The organism is uncultured Faecalibacterium sp. (assembly GCF_900066275.1).
Lineage (GTDB): Bacteria > Bacillota > Clostridia > Oscillospirales > Ruminococcaceae > Faecalibacterium > Faecalibacterium taiwanense.
In genome coordinates this window covers 1-19,197 of record NZ_FMFG01000009.1, presented here as the reverse complement: position 1 = coordinate 19,197, position 19,197 = coordinate 1, and the positions used below count along the sequence as shown (strand labels likewise).

Below are 19,197 nucleotides of genomic sequence, written 5' to 3'. Positions count from 1 at the left end.
GTTGCCACACTCCTTTCTTACTGGAAGCCGTGGGCGTTGAGCCGACGCTCCAGCAGTGCCTGCAGCTTGGTGATGACCGTGCAGAACAGCAGATACACCACGGCCACCTCACAGTAGATGGGCAGGAAGATGTAGGTGCGGGCGGCCACGCGCTGACCGGCCATGAACAGCTCGGCTACTGTGATATTGGACGCAAGCGAGGTGTCCTTGATCATGCCGATGAGCGAGTTGGAGAGGGCGGGCACTGCGGTGCGCAGGGCCTGCGGCAGCACGATGCGGCGCATGATCTGCCACCAGCTCATGCCCACGCAGTAACCGGCTTCCAGCTGGCCCTGCGGCACGCTTTCCAGTGCGCCGCGCATGGTCTCGGCACAGTAGGCACCCTCGTTGAAGGCAAAGGCGATGACCGCAGCAGGGAAAGCGTCCAGCATGATGCCCACGCTGGGCAGACCATAAAAGATGATGAACAGCTGCACCAGCAGCGGTGTGCCGCGGATGACCCAGATGTAGAACCGCGCGATCTGCCGCAGCACCGGCACATTGGCGTACTGCACCAGCGCAACGGCCACGGCAATGATCATGGCAAAAAAGAAGGAGACCAGCGTGAGCGGGATGGTCATGGTAAGGCCTGCCGTAAGGATACGGGGCAGGGCCTCCGCCAGCACGCTGACCGTACGGTTGGAAAGAAATGCTTCAAACATGAAAAATGTTCCCTCAGAACGGTATTCAAATACTCTGTAAATTGTAAGAACAAAGGTATTATAAGGCTTGGAGTGCGCTTGAAGTCAAGGGCTTTTTCTAAAATTCCTACAAAACCTACCAGAATACTATAGCATGAATCCGGATGGAGTGCAAACGGTTTGCTCAAAACGCGTGATGTGTACAAAAACGGACGACCCATCTGGAAAACTTTGTGCAATGCGGCAAGCGGTTGACGGCGCACCGGCTTTCGTGTACAATGAACATAACAACGCGCACCGGGCTTGGCCCGGCACAGGCGCAAATTCACCGCAGAGGGTGCAGTGCCCTTTGCGCGGTGCAGACACGGAGGACACGAACGTGACGAAGAAAAAAATTGGCGTTCTGGGTGCAGGTACCTGGGGCATGGCTCTGGCACGGATGCTGTGTGTCAGCGGCAATGATGTGCAGGTGTGGTCGGCGCTTCCGGCTGAGGTGGAGAACCTTTCCGCTACGCGGGTGCACCCCAATCTGCCGGGCATGAAGATCCCGGAAGAGCTGCAGTTTACCAAGAGCATTGAGGAAGTGTGCACCGGCAAGGATGTGCTGCTGTTTGCAGTGCCGTCGGTATTTGTGCGCTCCACCACGGCAAAGGCCCGGCCTTACATCCCGGACGGCCAGATCCTTGTGGACGTTGCAAAGGGCATGGAGCCGGACACCTTATATACCATGACCGAGGTCATCGCCGACGAGCTGAACCGTGAGGGCGGCCCCAAAGGGGTAAAGCTGGTAGCGCTCTCCGGCCCCACCCACGCCGAAGAGGTGGCGCTGGACATGCCCACCACCATCGTTTCGGCCTGCCCGGATGAAGCCGCTGCCGAGTATGTGCAGGATGTGTTCAGCAACACCTGTATGCGTGTGTACACCAACGCCGACATCAAGGGCGTGGAGCTGAGCGGCGCGCTGAAGAATGTGATTGCGCTGGGTGTTGGCATCTCCACCGGCCTTGGCTACGGCGATAACGCCCGCGCAGCCCTCATCACCCGCGGCATTGCCGAGATCGCCCGGCTGGGCGTGGCCATGGGCTGCAACATCCACACCTTTGCGGGTCTGGCCGGTATCGGCGACCTGATCGTGACGGCCACCAGTATGCACAGCCGCAACAATCGTGCGGGCATTCTGATCGGTAAGGGCAAAAGCCCGGAGCAGGCAGTCAAAGAAGTCGGCATGGTGGTGGAGGGCATCAATGCACTGCCCGCTGCCATGGAGCTGGCCGCAAAGTACAATGTGGAAATGCCCATTGTGCAGACGGTGAACGCCATCGTGAAGGAGGGCATGAGCGCCAGCGACGCGCTGCGCACCCTGATGGACCGCAACCGGAAGAACGAGATGCCGCAGGGCTACGAAAAAGTCTGAATTTTAAGGGAGAAGGCACAGCTGTCTGCAGATGGCTGTGCCTTTTTTGCTGCGCGGCCTGCCCACTGGCCGAAAACACAAAATAATTCAAATTTTTTACCAAAATCAGACGTAAAAGGGTAGAAGGTCGGGAAACTTTCTGCTATACTGAAACAGAACGCAAAAACCGGGGGACGTTTTGTGCACCCTGTCGGAGAGAAAGAGAGGAATCTGCCATGCCGTCAACTTATGCGCACCGCCGCTTTGGCACCAATGTGCTGGAACATCTGCCGGATGAACTGCGTGCTCAGCTGGAACAGAACCGTGAGCTTTATGATATCGGCCTGCACGGGCCGGACCTGCTGTTTTATTACCATGCTGCCAAGTCCAACCCGGTGGGTGCATTGGGCAACGCCATGCACGAGGAGCCGGGGCGGGTCTTTTTTGACCGGGCGCGCAGGGTGGTGCACTGCGAGGCGGACCGGGATGCTGCGCTGGCCTATGCACTGGGTTTTGTGTGCCACTTTGCGCTGGACAGCACCTGCCACCCGTATGTGGAGCAGTTCACCCGGGAAAGCGGCGTGACCCACTGCGAGATCGAGACCGAGTTTGACAACATGCTGCTGCGCCGGGACGGATACGACCCGCTGAAGTTTTTCACAGCCAGCCATATCCACCCGTCGGAACAGAATGCAAAGGCGATCGCGCCCTTTTACGAGGGCATCTCGGAGCAGGTGGCGCTGGACTCGCTCAAGGGCATGATCTCAGTGCACAGGCTGCTGCAGGCATCCAATCCTGTCAAGCGCTGGGTGGTGCTGACCGGCATGAAGGTGGTGGGCAAATACGACATGCTGCACGGCCTTGTGGCAGATCCGCAGCCGAACCCGAAGTGCGTGGAGAGCGGCAAGCGGCTGGAAGAACTGTATGCGCAGGCGCTTCCGCTGGCAGAAACGCTGATCCTGGAATTTGTGGCAAAGCTGGACACGGACCAGCCCCTGAGCAAGGCCTTTGACCACACCTTCGGGGAGTTTTGAGCGGGCACAAAAAATGAGGGTGCACCGCCCGGCGGTGCAGGGAGAGAGTAAAAATGCAAAGCGAAAAATTCAAGGTGACCCCGCTGGAGCGGTCATGGATCCTGTACGATGTGGGCAACTCGGCCTTTGTGCTGATGATCGCCACACTGGTGCCCATTTTCTTTAATGCGCTGGCCGAGGCCGGGGGATTGAGTCCGGTGAACTATCTGGCCTACTGGGGCTATGCAAGCTCGGTGGTCACGGTGATCACGGCAGTGCTGGGGCCGATTTTGGGCACGCTGGCCGATACCAGAGGCTTTAAAAAGCCCATCTTCATGCTCTGCCTGTTCGTGGGCGTGGCAGGCTGCTGTGCCATGGGCCTTGCTACTACATGGCTGCCGTTCCTGATCATCTTCATCCTTGCAAAGATCGGCTTTTCGGGCAGTCTGGTGTTCTACGATTCCATGCTGGGCGATGTGACCACCCCGGAACGCATGGATGTTGTGTCTTCGCAGGGCTATGCATGGGGCTACATTGGCAGCTGCGTGCCCTTTGTGGTGTGTCTGGCGCTGGTGCTGGGCAGCGGGGCCATCGGCCTGAGCCAGATGACCGCCCTTTCCGTGGCGCTGCTCATCACCGCTGTGTGGTGGCTGGGCACCACCCTGCCGCTGCTGCGGAGCTATAAGCAGATCAACTATGTGGAGGTAGAGCAGCACGCCATCCGGCAGAGCTTTGTGCGCATCGGCCACACCCTCAAGCATCTGCGCGAGGATAAGCAGGTGTTCTGGTTCCTGCTGGCCTTCTTCTGCTACATCGACGGCGTGTATACCATCATCGATATGGCCACCGCCTACGGCACGGCACTGGGGCTGGAGACCACCGGCCTTTTGCTTGCCTTGCTGGTAACGCAGATCGTGGCCTTCCCTTCGGCGCTGATCTTTGGTCGTCTAAGCGCAAAATATCCGTCCAGCCAGCTTATCCCGGTCTGCATCGCGGCCTACACCGGCATTGCGGTGTTTGCCTTCTTCCTGACCAGCCAGTGGCAGTTCTGGATACTGGCCGTGCTGGTGGGCATGTTCCAGGGCGGCGTGCAGGCACTGAGCCGCAGCCACTTTGCCAAGATCATCCCGGCTGAAAAATCCGGCGAATACTTTGGCCTGTTCGACATCTGCGGCAAGGGCGCGTCCTTCCTTGGCACCATGATCGTGAGCGTGGGCAGCCAGCTGACCGGCAGCGCCAATGTTGGCATTGGGATGCTGGCGCTGCTGTTTGCAGTGGGCTTTGTGCTGTTCCGGGTGTCCTGCCGGACTGAGGGCGCAAAACAGGTGTAAAAAATACGATTTAAAATTGCCGACGCTTTCGCGTTGGCAATATCAGAGGAAATATTATTTTATAATTTTGCAAACAAGCCAGCCCTGCGGGGCCGGCTTGTTTCCTTTTTCACGGGAAGGGCACAATGGCAAACGACATATTGTTGCCATTACGCAGTAAAGATGCAGTTTTCGGCAGCGACTCTATTCGTGAAAGTGCGTTTGGAGCGGCCCGCAGGCCGCGACAAATGCGAAATAAAAATAAAATTTCCGCTGAATATGGCCAGAGTGTAACGGAGGCCATTTTAAATTGTCCTTCTGGTTATTATTAACAAACCGGTAATTGTGTTTTTTGCCCTCGAATGATACAATAGTGTCAAACGATTTCAAAACCACAAAGGAGAAAACGAAATGGAACGATTTCCCGGTTATACCCTCGTGCGTACCGAGGACTGCCCTGAACAGCACGGAACCCTGACCGTGCTTACCCACGATGTGAGCGGTGCCACGGTGCTGCTGGTGGAAAATGAGGATTCCAACAAGGCGTTTGGCATCGGCTTTGGCACCTTCCCGTCCGATGACACCGGCGTGTTCCACATTCTGGAGCACTCGGTGCTGGCAGGCAGCGAAAAATACCCGGTGACCTCGCCGTTCTTGCAGCTGCTCAAAAGCAGTATGGCATCTTTCCTGAATGCGATGACCTTCCCGGATAAGACGGTCTACCCGTTCGCTACGCCCAATGAGACCGACTTCAAAAACCTGATGGATGTCTACCTGAACGCGGTGTTCTGCCCGCTGGCCATGGTGGACAAGAGCGTGTTTGAGCAGGAGGGCTGGCACCGCAGTGCCGACGGTACCGTGAGCGGAGTGGTGTACAACGAGATGCAGGGCGCTCTGGCTGCACCGGATGCTCAGCTGGAAAATGCACTGGAACGGGCCATGTTCCCGGATACGGCCTACGGCTTTGTTTCCGGCGGCGACCCGGCCAGCATCCCGGCGCTGACCTATGAAAAGTATAAGCGGGTATATCACCGCCACTACAGCGCCGACAACTGCTGCATTACCCTCTATGGCAAAATGGATATGGCTGAAAAGCTGGAACTGCTGGACAGGGATTATCTTTCAAAAATGCCCAAGGGCACCAGCCGTCCGCAGCTGACCATGCAGCACGAGCAGGCGGGTGCCTGCGTGGAACTGCCCTACTATACCGAAAACCCGGAGCCGGACGAGGTGCAGTGTGCTCTGGCATGGTACACCGGTGCCTTTGCAGACCGGGAGCGGCAGCTGGGCGTGGAGATCCTGCTGGATGCCCTGCTTGGCACCAATAACTCCCCGCTGAAGGCGGCGCTGCTGGCCGAAAAGCTGGGCGCAGATATTGACATTGGCTTTGACGACAGCACCCTGCAGCCGGTGCTGGAACTGGTGCTGCGCGGTGCCACCGAGGAGAGCGCCCGCAAGTTTGCTGCCGCTGTGCGCAAGGCGGTGGACGGCATTCTGGCCGAGGGCATCCCGCAGGAACTGCTGTTGGCTTCGCTGAACGCAGCAGAGTTTGCATCGCTGGAGCGCCCGGGCACCCTGCCAGACGGCGTGCTGGATGCCATCAATGCTTCTACTGGCTGGCTGCACACCGGCGACCCCGCCCTGCTGCTGCACACGGACAGGCTGTTTGCTTCCCTGCGGGAAAAGATGGCCGATGGCTGGTTCGATGAGCTGCTGCGTGAGCTGTTTGCACCGGCTCCGGTGCAGGTGGTGCAGGTGCCCACCCTGCCTAAAAAAGAGGAGAGCGAACCCATCCGCACCGATGGCAAGCTTGTGCTGGAGCACCCGCTGACCGTTGCCGACCTTGGCGACGGAGCAAGGACGGCCCCAGGCGAGCGGGAACTTCTGGCCGGGGTACAGCTGCTGCATCACCCTTCGGCAGGCAGCCTGTACCTGAACTTCTACTATGACCTTGGTAATGTGAAGCCTGAGGACATGCCGTATCTGGACCTGCTGACCGATGTGCTGGACGAGCTGGACAGCACCGAACACACCGCTCAGCAACTGAACACTCTGCGCAGCACATGGCTGGGCGACAGCCGCACCCAGCTGGACATCTGGACTGGGCGGCAGGAGGGTGCACCCTGCCATGCCAAGCTGAGCCTGTGCCTGAGCCTGCTGGAACGCAGTCTGGAAAAGGCTGTGGAGCTGGGCGGCGAATGGCTGTATGATACCATCCTTACCGGCCCGGCGGCAGAAGCTGCTTTTGCACGGGTGCTGAGCCAGCAGAAGTTGAACATGGAACAGCAGTTCATCCAGCAGGGCAATGTATACGCAGCCACCCGCGCCAGTGCCCACTACACGGTGGACGGCGCGGTGAGTGAACGCTGCAGCGGTGTGAGCTATTACAAGTTCTTGTGCGGCGTGCAGGAGCGCGGCAATTGGGCAGCACTGGGTGAAAAGCTGGATGCCCTGCGCACAGAGGTGCTGCAGCACGCGGAGCTGACGGTCAGCCTGTACGGCAGCGAGGATGCCCTTGCAAAGCTGCGCACTCTGCTGCCGGACAGCCGCTTTGCTGCCGAGGGCCGCGCTGCGGCAAAGCCCTATGTGGAGCCGCTGACACCGCCGGTGAACGAAGCGTTTATCATTGACGGCGGTGTGAACTACGATGTACAGGTATGGCCCATGGAGCGCCGCAGCGACCGCAAGGCGCTGGCCCGCGTGATGAGCTACGAATACCTGTGGCACAACATCCGTGAGGTGGGCGGCGCTTACGGCACCGGAATGCTCTCCTCGGACGGCGTGGAATACCTGTACACCTACCGCGACCCCCATGTAAAGGAAAGCTACGACACCTTTGCAAAAGGTCCGGCAGAACTGGCAGCACGGGAGTACACCGAAAAAGACCTGAACGATTTTATTGTGGGTACTGTGGCCAAGCTGGACACCCCCCGCAAGCCGCGTGCTGAGGCCCGCGAGACGGACCGCCGGTATTTCTGCGGCATCACTGATGAAATGATGGCGGCAGACCGCAAGGCCCTGTGTGCGGTGGATGCCGCACTGCTGAAGGAGCAGGCCGCAGAGCTGGGTGCCGCCATGGCAAACGGCGTGCGGGTGGTGTTTGGCAGCAAGGATGCTGTGGAAGCCGCAAAAGACCTGTTTGATACGGTAGAGACCCTGTAAGCAAAGAGCCTTCCATCCCGCCCGGGACATGCTCTGACAGGATAAAAGTGCCTGATGATACGAAAAATGTCATCGGGCACTTTTACTTTTTGTAAAGAAACGGAAAAATTTAAAAAGCAGGGTTGACGCGGCAAAAAAGCAGTGGTAAAGTAATGGGCGGAAAAGGCAAAAAGTGTCTTTTTACAACAGGAAAACGAGGTGGTTGTCATGGAACCTGCTGGCAGTAGCAGCAGTCTTTCTCCCCGATTACTTTATATGATGGCAGCCGCCGTTTCTGCTTTGCGCAGACCCTGCTGTGTGTGAATGCACACGGCGCGTGTTTGCGTTCCCTGAAAAGAAGAAACGAGAGCTGCCACTGAAAAGGAGGCAGCTTTTTTATGTCTGAAATCTCGATCGATACCCTCAAGACCATGCTGGCAAATCTGGACGATGCCAAGAAATACCAGAGCCTGCGGGATGTGATGGAAACTCTGCCCGCGCCCGACCTTGCGGCGGTATTTGAGAATCTGCCTGCAGAAAAGCTCCCGGTGCTGTTCCGTCTGTGCCCGAAGGATCTGGCCGCAGATGTGTTCACCGAACTGGCCCCTGAGACCCAGCAGAAGCTGATCGACGGCCTGACCGATACCGAGCTGAAGGCTGTTGTGGACGAACTGTTCGTGGACGATGCCACCGACCTTGTGGAGGAAATGCCTGCCAACGTGGTCAAGCGCATTCTGGGTCAGGCCGACCCCACCACCCGCCGCATGATCAACGAGCTGCTCAAGTACCCGGAGGACTCGGCCGGCGGCGTGATGACCACCGAGCTGATGGAGCTGCGGCCGGACATGACCGTGGCACAGGCTATGGAGGCCATCCGCAGGAATGGCTTTGACAAGGAGACCATCAACAACTGCTATGTGACCGATGACAGCCGCAGGCTGATCGGCGTGGTGTCCCTGCGGGCGCTGGTGCTGGCAAAGAACACAGAAGAGCCTATCAAGGACCTGATGGATTCCAATGTGGTCAGCGTGAGCACCACCACGGATCAGGAGGACGTCTCCAAGCTGTTCGAGAAATACGGCTTTCTGGCCATCCCGGTGGTGGACGCCGAGAACCGGCTGGTGGGCATCGTGACCATTGACGATGCTATCAGCATCCTGCAGGATGAGGCCAGTGAGGATATTGCAAAGATGAACGCAATCGGCCCCTCCGACAAGCCCTACTTCAAGCAGAGCATGTGGGATCTGTATAAGAGCCGTGCGCCGTGGCTGCTGTTTTTAATGATCAGCGCCACCTTCTCCAGCATGGTCATCCGCGGATACGAGGATGCACTGGCCGCTGTGACCGTGCTGACCGCCTACATCCCCATGCTGACCGACGCAGGCGGCAACGCGGGCAGCCAGAGCACTTCCACCATCATCCGCGGCATGGCGGTGGGCGACATCCAGCCCCACGATCTGCCCCGCATCCTGTGGCGCGAGAGCCGCGTAGCCCTGATGTGCGGCGGCACGCTGGCCGTATGCAACTTTGTAAAGCTGCTGGTGTTTGACCGCATCGCGGCTCCGGTGGCGCTGGTGGTGTGCCTGACTTTGATCTGCACCATCCTGCTCTCGCAGATCATCGGCGGCATTCTGCCCGTGGCGGCAGAAAAGCTGCATGTGGATCCGGCCGTGATGGCTTCACCCCTGATCACCACCATTGTGGATACCACCACGCTGCTGATCTACTTCAACATTGCAAAGATGCTGCTGCATCTGTAAAAGATACTCGGATCGGAATGCCCGGAGGCTCAGGAAAGCTTCTGGGCATTTTCTTTGCAAAAGGCGGGCGGCAGGAACCGGGAATGACAGGCGATTTTCAGAAAATTTCAGAAATGAAGCGAAAAAATGCGGAAGAACAGGGATGAACTATTCCTGAAAATATTTTTCAAGATATACAAGAAATAAAAAAGCTGCAAAAACCGGACGATGCAACATTTTGTAATCTTTTTGAGAGAAAAATGACATAATTTTTTTGCTTTTGTAGGGAGGTTGCAAATGTATGAAAAATTGTGATGTTTCGAGAAAAGAAATTGGCGAGCCCAAAAAGCATTTGTTGAAATAGCACAAAAGAACTCCTTCAATCTTGTGAACTTGTTCTCTTGAACAGTGGGGTGCTGCAAGGGTATAATACGAACAGGAATTACAGGTGCATGCAAGATTGCTCCTGTGAAAATGCTGAGATACGAATTGAAGGAGAACATTATTATGAAAATGATTTCGCGTCGTGACTTCCTGAAGGCATCTGCTGTTGTTGGTGCAACTGCTGCTATGACCGCCTGCGGCGGCTCTTCCAGCACCTCTACTGCTGCTTCTTCTGTTGCTGCATCTTCTGCTGCTGCTTCCAGCGCTGCTGCAACCAACGGTTCCGCAAACATCGGCGTGTGCATCTATCAGTTTGCTGATAACTTCATGACCCTGTACCGCTCCGATCTGGAAGAGTACCTGAAGGACATGGGCTACTCCGTCACCATCATGGACGGCAAGAACGACCAGAACACCCAGACCGAGCAGATCAACACCTTCCTGCAGCAGGGCGTGGACGTGCTGGTCATCAACCCCGTGCAGACCACTTCCGCACAGACCATCGTTGATACCGTCAAGCCCTCTGAGACTCCTATCGTCTTCATCAACCGTGAGCCCGACAAGAGCGTTCTGGACTCCTACGCAGACAAGTGCTGCTACGTTGGTGCTGACGCACGTCAGTCCGGTACTTATCAGGGCGAGCTGATCCTGGAGACCGAGACTCAGGGCGATATCAACGGCGACGGCAAGATCACCTACATTATGTGCAAGGGCGACCCCGAGAACATCGATGCTCAGTACCGCACCGAGTACTCCATCAAGGCCCTGACCGATGCAGGCAAGGAAGTTGAGTGCCTGTACGAGTACCTGGACAACTGGGATCAGACCACCGCTCAGCAGGACGTTGCAAACGCTCTGTCTCAGTACGGCGACAAGATCGAAGTTGTCTTCTGCAACAACGACGCAATGGCACTGGGCGCTCTGCAGTCCATCCAGCAGGCTAACCGCACCGTCGGCAAGGACATCTATCTGGTCGGTGTCGATGCACTGGCTGAGGCTGTTCAGGACGTTCTGGATGGCAACATGACCGGTACCGTGCTGAACGACGACGTGGGTCAGGCTACCGCAGCTGCTGAGGCTACCAAGCTGTACGTTGAAGGCTCCAAGGTCGAGCAGTACTACTGGGTCGACTATGTGAAGGTGACCAAGGACAACGCTTCCGAGTACGTGAAGTAAGACCAAAGTTTTCCTGAAACAATGCAAGGTGCGCAGTGGACCTTGACGGCTTGAACAAAGCTATAAAGCGCGTGCGTGCGAGAAATATTCTCCGCGCACGCGCCTTGTTTTGAAAAAAAGGTTTTTCTGCGGCCTTATAATAAACGACAAGGAGGCTCTGCGGAATGTCAGAATACCGTCTGGTAATGAAAGGCGTGGTCAAGACCTTCCCCGGCGTCAAAGCGCTGGATCACGCCCAGTTGGAGCTTCGCCCCGGTAAGGTCATGGCGCTGATGGGTGAAAACGGCGCCGGTAAGTCCACACTGATGAAATGCATGTTTGGCATTTACAAGATGGACGAGGGCGAAATTGAATACGAGGGCGAAAAAGTTACCATCACCACCCCTCTGGATGCACTGAACCGCGGCATTGCCATGGTGCATCAGGAACTGCAGCCGATCCCGGCACGTACTGTGGCCGAGAACATCTGGCTGGGCCGCTACCCCACCAAAAAGTACGGTCCTGTTACGGTGGTGGATCACGCCAAAATGTACAAGGATACGGAGGAGCTGCTGAAAAAGCTGAAGCTGGAGATCAATCCCCGTGCAAAGCTTGGCTCTCTGAGCATCGCACAGATGCAGATGGTGGAAATTGCAAAGGCTGTTTCCGCAAACTGCAAGGTGCTGATCCTGGACGAGCCCACTTCCTCACTGACCGCAAACGAAGTTGAGTCGCTGTTCCGCATCATGCGCGAGCTGAAGGCTCTGGGCGTGGCACTGGTCTATATCAGCCACAAGATGGACGAGATCAAGGTGATCGCGGACGAAGTCACCATCATGCGCGATGGCCAGTACATCGGTAAGTGGGACGTTGCCAACATGACCAAGGAAGAGATCATTGCAAAGATGGTCGGCCGTGAGCTGTCGAACCTGTATCCCCCGCTGGAGAACCATCCCTCGGACGAGGTGATGATGAAGGTGGAGGACTTTACATCCATCCATCCGCGCTCCTTCCGCCACTGCAGCTTCGAGGTCAAAAAAGGCGAGATCCTGGGCGTGGCCGGTCTGGTGGGCGCACAGCGCACCGAGCTGATGGAAGGCATCTTCGGCCTGCGTGCCCATACCTCCGGTAAGGTGTGGATCAAGGGCGAAGAGGTGAACATCAAGCAGCCCCGCGACGCCATCCAGAAGAGCGTGGCTCTGCTGACCGAGGACCGCCGTGCCACCGGCATCATGGGTGTGCTGAGTGTTGCGGATAACATCTCCATTGCATCGCTGGATGCCCTGCGCAAGGGCCCCATCATGCTGGACAACAAGAAGATCCTGGATCTGGTGGCTACCAACAAGGAAAAGATGGCCATCAAGGTGCCCAGCCCCAAGACCCAGATCAAGAGCCTTTCCGGCGGCAACCAGCAGAAGGTGCTGATCGCCCGGTGGCTGGCCAACAACCCCGATGTGCTCATTCTGGACGAGCCTACCCGCGGCATCGACGTTGGTGCAAAGTATGAAATTTACTGCATCATCGCCGATCTGGCCAAGCAGGGCAAGAGCATTATCATGATCTCCTCCGAAATGAGCGAGATCATCGGTATGTCCAACCGTGTCATGGTCATGTGCGATGGCCGCATCACCGGCTTTATCGACGGCAAGGACGCTACGCAGGAGAACATCATGGCGCTGGCTACCCAGTTCGAGACCGCACCTGACGCAGCTGCGGCAAATCAGTAATTAAGGAGGCTGTCTATCGTGGAAGCTACCAAAAAATTGAATGGCAAGGCTGTGGGCAAGTGGCTCAGCAACAACGCCATTATTATGATGATGCTGGCCATCACTCTGATCGTTGGCATCATGCACCCCAACTTCTTCTCCGGCACCAACATGATCAACCTGTTCAAGAACGTGTCCATCCGCTACATCATCGCGCTGGGCATTTCCGGCTGCCTGATCACCACCGGTAACGACCTGTCGGCCGGTCGTCTGGCTGGTTTTGCCGCCTGCCTTGCCTGCATTTTTGCGCAGACCGAGGGCGCATCCGGTAAGTTCTACCCCAACATGCACACCCTGTCCACCCCCGTGGTGTTCATTCTGGTCATTGCCATCTGCGCCATCGTGGGTCTGTGCAACGGTCTGGTGGTCAGCTACCTGAAGGTGCAGCCCTTCATTGCTACCTTGGGTATGCAGCAGGTGGTCTACGGTATCTGCCTGGTGTACACCGGCGGTACCCCCATCGGCTCTTTGAACAAAAACTTCACCTCTCTGGCCTCCAACACCATCATCGGTGTGCCTGTGCTGATCTGGATCGCTCTGATCGTGGCCGGGTGCTTCTGGTTCCTGTACAACAAGACCCGTCACGGCAAGTACATGTACGCCATCGGCGGCAACGAGGCTGCTGCTGAGGTGGCCGGTGTCAACGTCAACGCCACCAAGATCCGCATCTACATCCTGGCTTCCTGCATGTTCGGTCTGGCAGGCTGCCTGCTGGCTGCAAAGTCCGGCGGCGCATCCGTCAACACCGCACAGGGCTATGAGCTGGATGCCATCGCAGCCTGCACCATCGGCGGTGTTTCCACCACCGGCGGCGTTGGTACTGTTCCCGGCGTTCTGGTCGGCGTTCTGGTCTTTGAGCTGATGAAGGTGGCTCTGCAGTTCATGAACGTGAACTCCTCCTACACCTACATCGTTCAGGGCCTTGTCATTATCGTGGCTGTGGCTATCGATATCCGCAAGTATCTGGCAAAGAAGTAAGAGCTTTTTCTGTGGGTCGTCTGCTTTTGGGCAGGCGGCCCGCTTTTTTTATTTGCATTTGTGTGGTATCATAAAGAAAAACAACATCAGGAGGTGTGCTTATGGCACAGGAAAACCGAACAAGGGAGCAGTTCACAGAGGAGCTTGCCCGGCGGGAAGCTGCCCTTGCGGCCCGGGAAGAACAGCTTGCACAGGAGCAGGCAGAGTTGGCCGCGCAGAAGGCGGATTTTGAGGAGGGCAAAAAGAGCCTGCTGAACAACGGCGACAAAAACTTTGTGAATGCGAAAGAAAAAATGTACGACCATTTTCCGCTGACCGTGCACCAGATGGATATTATCATCGGGGTACTGTTTGCACTGATCGCACTGTTCCTTGTGCTGGGAGTGACCCATACCAGCTTCTTCGGGCTGTTCGGCGGGTAAGAATATAGGTGATTGCATTTCATCCGCAATATGCGTATAATTTAGAATAAAAGCTCTGCCGCACTGCGGCGGCAGGAAGAGGAGTGGTGATCTTGAAAAAGAAATGGCTCGCGGCGGTGCTGGCCGGAGCTTTGCTGGCAGCAGCACTGCTGAGCGGATGCTCGTCGGTGGAGACCGTTAAACGGCTGCGCTTCGGCGTGGCTGGCGAGGGCGGCATCTACCGAGAGTTCGGTGAGCGGTTCGCAGCATTGGAAAATGAGACGGACAACGGGCAGGTGGAGCTGAAGGCTACCGCCGGTTCCGCAGCGAACCTGCGTCTGCTGGCCGGCGAATACCTGCAGCTGGCCATTGCACAGGCAGACCTTGTGCAGGATGCCTATGACCAGACCGGCATCTTTGTCGACGAGGAGGAAAGCCGGGGCTTTGGTGCCGTGGCGGCGCTGTACACCGAGACCTGTCAGGTGGTGGTGCGGGCGGATTCCGACATCCAGTCCATTGAGGACCTGCATGGCAGGACGGTGAGCATTGGCGCGGAGGAATCCGGTTCGGAGCAGAACGCGCGGCAGATCTTATCTGCCTATGGCCTGAACGACAAGATGGTGAGCATGGTAAACCTGAACTATGAGGATGCCGCTGCCCAGCTGAAGGCGGGCAGGGTGGATGCCATCTTTATGACGGTGGGCGCGCCCAGCCCGGTGCTGACCGCTCTGGCAGGCGAGTGCGGCATCCGGCTGTTGAACGTGGACGGTGCGGCAGCACAGCGTCTGCAGAGCGCTTACAGCGCCTACAGCGGCGTTACGCTGCCGGCAGGCACCTATCCCGGACAGACGGAAAAGGTGCAGACGGTGGGCGTGAAAGCCGTTCTGCTGGCCAGCAACGCGCTGCCTGCAAAGCAGGTGCAGCAGCTGACACAGCTTCTGTTCTCCAGCCGGGAAGGGCTGGAAGAGCAGCTGGGCATCCCGCTGGACCCGGAGGAAAACGCAGTAGAGGGCGTTGGCATCCCGTTCCATGCGGGCGCGGCCGCATATTATAAGGCGGCAGGAATTACGGTCGATGAAGCGGCTGGGAACTGAGGGAAAGTAGAGCAATGAAGATCGAATTGGATATGTATCAGACACTGGCCGTTGCTGTGCTGGTGCTGATGCTGGGCAAATTTTTGCGGGCAAGGGTGCAGGTGCTGGAACGTTTCTGCATTCCGGCTCCGGTCATTGGCGGTGTGCTGTTCGCCATTTTTACCTGTGTGTGCTATGTGACCGGCGTTGCCGAGTTTGCATTTGATGATATTCTAAAGGAAGTCTGCATGGTGATGTTTTTCACCTCGGTGGGTTTCCAGGCAAACCTCAAGGTGCTGAAAAGCGGCGGAAGAGCGATGATCGTGTTTCTGGGCGTGGTCATCGTGCTGATCGTCAGCCAGAACTTTGTAGCCGTGGGGCTGGCAAAGCTGCTGGGCGTGGATGCGCTGGTGGGCCTTTGCACCGGCTCCATCCCCATGGTGGGCGGTCACGGCACCGCCGGTGCCTTTGGCCCGGTGCTGGAGGACTTTGGCATTCAGGGGGCCACCACCCTGTGTACGGCAGCGGCCACCTATGGCCTGATCGCGGGCAGCATGATGGGCGGCCCCATCGGTAAGATGCTCATAGAGCGGCACAACCTGCTGGCCACGGTGGTACCGGAGGATGACAGCCTACTGGTGGAAGAAGAAATGAAGCACGAGCGCCACACCACCATGTACCCGGCGGCAAGCTTCCAGCTGATCGTCGCCATGGGCATCGGCACGGTGCTGTCCAGACTTCTGAGCCTGACGGGCATGACCTTCCCCATCTACATCGGTGCCATGATCGCGGCGGCCATCATCCGCAATGTGGGTGAGTATGGCGGCGGCTACACCGTGTATATGGGCGAGATCAATGACATTGGCGGCATCTGCCTTTCGTTGTTCCTGGGTATGGCCATGATCACCCTGAAGCTGTGGCAGCTGGCAGAGCTGGCCCTGCCGCTGATCGTGCTGCTGGCCGGGCAGACCCTGTTCATGATCCTGTATGTGGTGCTGGTGGTGTTCAACATCATGGGCCGCGATTACGACGCGGCGGTGATCGTATCCGGCACCTGCGGCTTTGGCATGGGCGCAACGCCCAACGCTATGGCCAACATGCAGGCCATCTGCGATAAATATTCGCCCTCGGTCAAGGCGTATCTGCTGATCCCGCTGGTGGGCAGTCTGTTTGCGGACTTTCTGAACAGTCTGGTCATTACGGTGTTCATCAATTTTATCTGAAGCTGATCTTTACAGTTCGGGCGGGCTTCCGCACCGGGAAAGGAGACGTGCAATGTCGCTTTATCACCATCTGAAAACGTGGCTCGGAAAAAAGCGGGAGCATCCCCATGAGGAAGAAACCGTGGCCTTGCCGGAAATCCATACCGGCAAGGTGGCACATCATACGGATGCGGACGGCACTCCGGCGGCAGATAAGCCGATCCACTACGATAACGTAGCTATCCCGGAAGTGCATATCCACCCGCGGCGCAAATAACCCCGATTGCTAAAAAAGAATAGTTCCACGCCGGACAGCCCGGAGCGAATGCACAGGCTGTTCCGGATCACAGGAAGCAGAAAAGCTCCCGTCCTGATGATGGACGGGAGCTTTTTTGCTTGCGGTAAGATCAGCGGCTTAGAGGAACACGTACTTGAGGATGAACAGCACGGTCAGCACATACATCAGGGGGCTGATCTTCTTTTCCTTGGCCTTGCCGGTGACCAGATTGATCAGGGTCCAGGAGATCACGCCGATGGCGATGCCCTCGGAAATGCTGTAAGCGGTGGGCATGGCCAGAATGGTCAGGAAGGCGGGGATGCCCTCGCTGGGATCATTGAAGTCGATCTTGACGGCGGAACCCATCATGTAGAAGCCCACGATGATCAGGGCCGGAGCCGTTGCAAAGGACGGGATGGTGAGGAACAGAGGGCTGAAGATGGTTGCCAGCAGGAACAGGATGCCGGTGGTCATAGCGGTCAGACCGGTGCGGCCGCCCTCGGTAACGCCGGAAGCACTCTCGACGAAGGTGGTGGTGGTGGAAGTGCCCAGCACAGCGCCTGCGCAGGTGGCGATGGAGTCGGCCATCAGTGCGCCCTTGATGTGGGGCAGCTTGCCGTCCTCGTCCAGCATGTCGGCCTTGGAGGCAACACCGATCAGGGTGCCCAGAGTATCGAACAGGTCAACGAACAGGAAGGAGAACATGACGGCGAAGAAGTTCAGGATGCCAACGCCGGAGAAATCGGTCTTGAACACCTGACCGAAGGTCTTGCCCAGCGCGGAGAAGTCGAAGCTGACGAAGGCGGTGGGAATGACGGAGTACATGCCTGCGTCGGGGTTGGGAACATAGATGCCGGCGATCTCGCAGAGGATGCCCAGCACCCAGGTGATAAGAATGCCGTACAGGATGCCGCCCTTGACCTTCTTTACCAGCAGGATGGCGGTGATCACGATACCCAACAGGGCAAGGATCGCGCCCATGCCCACGCTGGAGAAGGTCTCGCCCTTGAAGTGCTGGTAGGTGACGAGGGTGGAATCGCTGTTGACGATCAGCTTTGCGTTCTGCAGGCCAACGAAAGCAACGAACAGGCCGATGCCCACGCTGACGGCGCTCTTCAGGGTCATGGGGATGGCATTGAAGATGCCCTCACGGACATTGGTGAGGGACAGCACGATGAAGATGATGCCCTCTACAAAGACGGCCATCAGGGCCAACTGCCAGCTGTAGCCCATGGTGAGAACGACCGTGTAGGAGAAGTAGGCGTTCAGGCCCATGCCGGGTGCCAGTGCAAACGGATAGTTGGCAAGCAGAGCCATAAGCGCAGTGCCAACAAAGGACGCCAGCGCGGTGGCGATCAGAACGGCTTCCGAATCCATGCCGGAAGCAGAAAGGATGTTGGGATTGACCGCAAGGATGTAAGCCATGGTCATGAAGGTGGTGATACCTGCCATGATCTCGGTCTTGACATCGGTGTGGTTCTCCTTCAGATGAAAGATGTTTTCTAACATGAGGAACCTCCTGATTCAGATAAAACATCCCGTCCGTGCGTGGGACGGGAAAGAACAGAACCTATTGTAACATTTTACAAAAGCATTTGTCCACAGAATAAACACACTTTTTTCATTTTCTGTCCAAAAATCGCAAATGAGTATGACTTTGAAGGTTTTCTGCGGGTCTGCCACAAATTTTGATGGAGAAAAAACACTGCTTTTGAAAAGATACGAAACAGCGATGAATTACAAGGGACGAAAGTATACGAATCGGATTCTTTGATTTAAAATATACACTATGGCCCTGTAAAAGTGCACACTGTTGTGAAAGCAGCACCAGTGGTATCCTTTTGCCATAGCCCAGCACACCAGGGCGGAAAGGAGCTGATACCCAACACCATGGGGCAGACAAAACAGGCCAGAGGGCTGGCCAGCCTGAGCCGAGCCACGGACACCCTGAGCACCCTGCTGGCACAGCAGGTGCGGGAACTGAATGCCCGGCAGAAGGCGGCAAAAAAGGAAGGCGCATCGGGAGCAGGCACCATGAAAGACCTCAAGGAGGCCACGGCGGTGCTCAAGGATCTGGCCGGTGTAGCCAAGACCCTGAACGATCAGGGGGCACAGGCAGAAGGAGCGGAGTGCGGCGTGGTGCTGCTGCCGACGGTGGAGGAAGAACCATGAGCATTGTACAAGCAAGAGTGCCGGTGGTCTGGCGGCCCCAGCCGCGGCAGGCCGAATTTATGAGCCGCCCGGAACCGGAAGCGCTGTACGGCGGTGCAGCAGGCGGCGGCAAGAGCGACGCGCTGGTGATCGAAGCGCTGCGGCAGGTGCACATTCCGCACTACCGGGCGCTGATCCTGCGCAAGACCTACCCGCAGCTTTCCGATCTGGTGGACAAGAGCCAGGTGTACTACCACAGGGCGTTCCCGCAGGCACAGTACAACGCCACGGCCCATGTGTGGAACTTCCCCAGCGGGGCAAAAATTTACTTTGGCTCCATGCAGTACACCAAGGACCGTACCAATTATCAGGGCAAGGCCTTCGATTTTATCGGCTTTGACGAGCTGACCCACTTTGAATGGGAAGAGTACAGCTACATGATGAGCCGCAACCGTCCCACCGGCCCGGGCACGCGGGTGTACATGCGGGCCACCACCAATCCCGGCGGCATCGGCCACGGGTGGGTGAAGGCAC

General features: G+C 57.2%; 17 protein-coding genes. 15 read left to right on the top strand and 2 right to left on the bottom strand.

From position 1 onward, the window contains the following. Nucleotides 1-17 precede the first annotated feature (17 nt). Nucleotides 18-701, bottom strand: a complete 684-nt coding sequence (locus tag QZL71_RS05015) for an amino acid ABC transporter permease (RefSeq protein ID WP_097775067.1) — start codon at nucleotides 699-701, stop codon at nucleotides 18-20. A 217-nt stretch (nucleotides 702-918) separates the two neighbouring features. Here QZL71_RS05015 and QZL71_RS05010 point away from each other — a divergent pair, with 217 nt between their 5' ends. The 13 genes from QZL71_RS05010 (at nucleotide 919) to QZL71_RS04950 (ending at nucleotide 16,512) form a co-directional block, all read left to right on the top strand. After that, nucleotides 919-2,094, top strand: coding sequence for an NAD(P)H-dependent glycerol-3-phosphate dehydrogenase (locus QZL71_RS05010; RefSeq protein WP_207698376.1), 1,176 nt, complete (start codon nucleotides 919-921; stop codon nucleotides 2,092-2,094). 215 nt (nucleotides 2,095-2,309) lie between these two features. Next, complete coding sequence (locus QZL71_RS05005) at nucleotides 2,310-3,107, top strand: zinc dependent phospholipase C family protein (protein ID WP_097781521.1); 798 nt, start codon at nucleotides 2,310-2,312, stop codon at nucleotides 3,105-3,107. Nucleotides 3,108-3,160: 53 nt separating this feature from the next. After that, the gene (locus QZL71_RS05000; protein WP_294648058.1) at nucleotides 3,161-4,417 is read left to right on the top strand and encodes an MFS transporter; all 1,257 of its coding nucleotides are present in this window, start codon (nucleotides 3,161-3,163) and stop codon (nucleotides 4,415-4,417) included. Between the two features lie 125 nt (nucleotides 4,418-4,542). Continuing rightward, the gene (locus QZL71_RS04995) at nucleotides 4,543-4,728 is read left to right on the top strand and encodes a hypothetical protein (protein ID WP_294648056.1); all 186 of its coding nucleotides are present in this window, start codon (nucleotides 4,543-4,545) and stop codon (nucleotides 4,726-4,728) included. Nucleotides 4,729-4,807: 79 nt separating this feature from the next. After that, nucleotides 4,808-7,558: an insulinase family protein gene (locus tag QZL71_RS04990; protein WP_294648054.1), complete on the top strand. Its 2,751-nt coding sequence runs from the start codon at nucleotides 4,808-4,810 to the stop codon at nucleotides 7,556-7,558. Nucleotides 7,559-7,935: 377 nt separating this feature from the next. Further along, entirely contained in the window at nucleotides 7,936-9,297 is a 1,362-nt protein-coding gene (gene mgtE, locus QZL71_RS04985) for a magnesium transporter (RefSeq protein ID WP_294648051.1), read from the top strand. A gap of 486 nt (nucleotides 9,298-9,783) precedes the next feature. Then, the gene (locus tag QZL71_RS04980; RefSeq protein WP_223388907.1) at nucleotides 9,784-10,836 is read left to right on the top strand and encodes a substrate-binding domain-containing protein; all 1,053 of its coding nucleotides are present in this window, start codon (nucleotides 9,784-9,786) and stop codon (nucleotides 10,834-10,836) included. Nucleotides 10,837-11,000: 164 nt separating this feature from the next. Then, nucleotides 11,001-12,542 carry a sugar ABC transporter ATP-binding protein gene (locus QZL71_RS04975; protein ID WP_120080914.1) on the top strand — a complete coding sequence of 514 codons (1,542 nt, stop codon included), beginning with the start codon at nucleotides 11,001-11,003 and terminating at the stop codon, nucleotides 12,540-12,542. Between the two features lie 18 nt (nucleotides 12,543-12,560). After that, a complete protein-coding gene (locus tag QZL71_RS04970; RefSeq protein ID WP_097775075.1) occupies nucleotides 12,561-13,559 on the top strand; it encodes an ABC transporter permease subunit in 999 nt (332 codons plus the stop codon). Nucleotides 13,560-13,660: 101 nt separating this feature from the next. Beyond that, the gene (locus tag QZL71_RS04965) at nucleotides 13,661-13,981 is read left to right on the top strand and encodes a hypothetical protein (protein ID WP_097781527.1); all 321 of its coding nucleotides are present in this window, start codon (nucleotides 13,661-13,663) and stop codon (nucleotides 13,979-13,981) included. 86 nt (nucleotides 13,982-14,067) lie between these two features. Continuing rightward, entirely contained in the window at nucleotides 14,068-15,054 is a 987-nt protein-coding gene (locus QZL71_RS04960; RefSeq protein ID WP_294648048.1) for a TAXI family TRAP transporter solute-binding subunit, read from the top strand. Between the two features lie 14 nt (nucleotides 15,055-15,068). Beyond that, on the top strand, nucleotides 15,069-16,256 hold the full coding sequence (gene gltS / locus QZL71_RS04955) for a sodium/glutamate symporter (protein ID WP_097775078.1): 1,188 nt from the start codon (nucleotides 15,069-15,071) through the stop codon (nucleotides 16,254-16,256). 52 nt (nucleotides 16,257-16,308) lie between these two features. Beyond that, nucleotides 16,309-16,512 carry a hypothetical protein gene (locus tag QZL71_RS04950; RefSeq protein ID WP_097775079.1) on the top strand — a complete coding sequence of 68 codons (204 nt, stop codon included), beginning with the start codon at nucleotides 16,309-16,311 and terminating at the stop codon, nucleotides 16,510-16,512. Between the two features lie 138 nt (nucleotides 16,513-16,650). Here QZL71_RS04950 and QZL71_RS04945 read toward each other — a convergent pair whose 3' ends face one another. Next, a complete protein-coding gene (locus tag QZL71_RS04945) occupies nucleotides 16,651-18,021 on the bottom strand; it encodes an NCS2 family permease (RefSeq protein ID WP_120020513.1) in 1,371 nt (456 codons plus the stop codon). A gap of 381 nt (nucleotides 18,022-18,402) precedes the next feature. Here QZL71_RS04945 and QZL71_RS04940 point away from each other — a divergent pair, with 381 nt between their 5' ends. Both QZL71_RS04940 and QZL71_RS04935 read left to right on the top strand, forming a co-directional pair. Then, nucleotides 18,403-18,684 carry a chemotaxis protein gene (locus QZL71_RS04940; RefSeq protein ID WP_097775081.1) on the top strand — a complete coding sequence of 94 codons (282 nt, stop codon included), beginning with the start codon at nucleotides 18,403-18,405 and terminating at the stop codon, nucleotides 18,682-18,684. Continuing rightward, on the top strand, nucleotides 18,681-19,197 hold a 517-nt coding region (locus tag QZL71_RS04935), incomplete at its 3' end, for a phage terminase large subunit (protein WP_294648047.1). The genes QZL71_RS04940 and QZL71_RS04935, both read left to right, overlap by 4 nt.

Coding starts and splice junctions, on each gene's coding strand:
- QZL71_RS05015 (WP_097775067.1), bottom strand. CDS start 701: ATGTTTGAAGCATTTCTTTCCAACCGTACGGTCAGCGTGCTGGCGGAG.
- QZL71_RS05010 (WP_207698376.1), top strand. CDS start 919: ATGCGGCAAGCGGTTGACGGCGCACCGGCTTTCGTGTACAATGAACAT.
- QZL71_RS05005 (WP_097781521.1), top strand. CDS start 2,310: ATGCCGTCAACTTATGCGCACCGCCGCTTTGGCACCAATGTGCTGGAA.
- QZL71_RS05000 (WP_294648058.1), top strand. CDS start 3,161: ATGCAAAGCGAAAAATTCAAGGTGACCCCGCTGGAGCGGTCATGGATC.
- QZL71_RS04995 (WP_294648056.1), top strand. CDS start 4,543: ATGGCAAACGACATATTGTTGCCATTACGCAGTAAAGATGCAGTTTTC.
- QZL71_RS04990 (WP_294648054.1), top strand. CDS start 4,808: ATGGAACGATTTCCCGGTTATACCCTCGTGCGTACCGAGGACTGCCCT.
- mgtE (WP_294648051.1), top strand. CDS start 7,936: ATGTCTGAAATCTCGATCGATACCCTCAAGACCATGCTGGCAAATCTG.
- QZL71_RS04980 (WP_223388907.1), top strand. CDS start 9,784: ATGAAAATGATTTCGCGTCGTGACTTCCTGAAGGCATCTGCTGTTGTT.
- QZL71_RS04975 (WP_120080914.1), top strand. CDS start 11,001: ATGTCAGAATACCGTCTGGTAATGAAAGGCGTGGTCAAGACCTTCCCC.
- QZL71_RS04965 (WP_097781527.1), top strand. CDS start 13,661: ATGGCACAGGAAAACCGAACAAGGGAGCAGTTCACAGAGGAGCTTGCC.
- gltS (WP_097775078.1), top strand. CDS start 15,069: ATGAAGATCGAATTGGATATGTATCAGACACTGGCCGTTGCTGTGCTG.
- QZL71_RS04950 (WP_097775079.1), top strand. CDS start 16,309: ATGTCGCTTTATCACCATCTGAAAACGTGGCTCGGAAAAAAGCGGGAG.
- QZL71_RS04945 (WP_120020513.1), bottom strand. CDS start 18,021: ATGTTAGAAAACATCTTTCATCTGAAGGAGAACCACACCGATGTCAAG.
- QZL71_RS04940 (WP_097775081.1), top strand. CDS start 18,403: ATGGGGCAGACAAAACAGGCCAGAGGGCTGGCCAGCCTGAGCCGAGCC.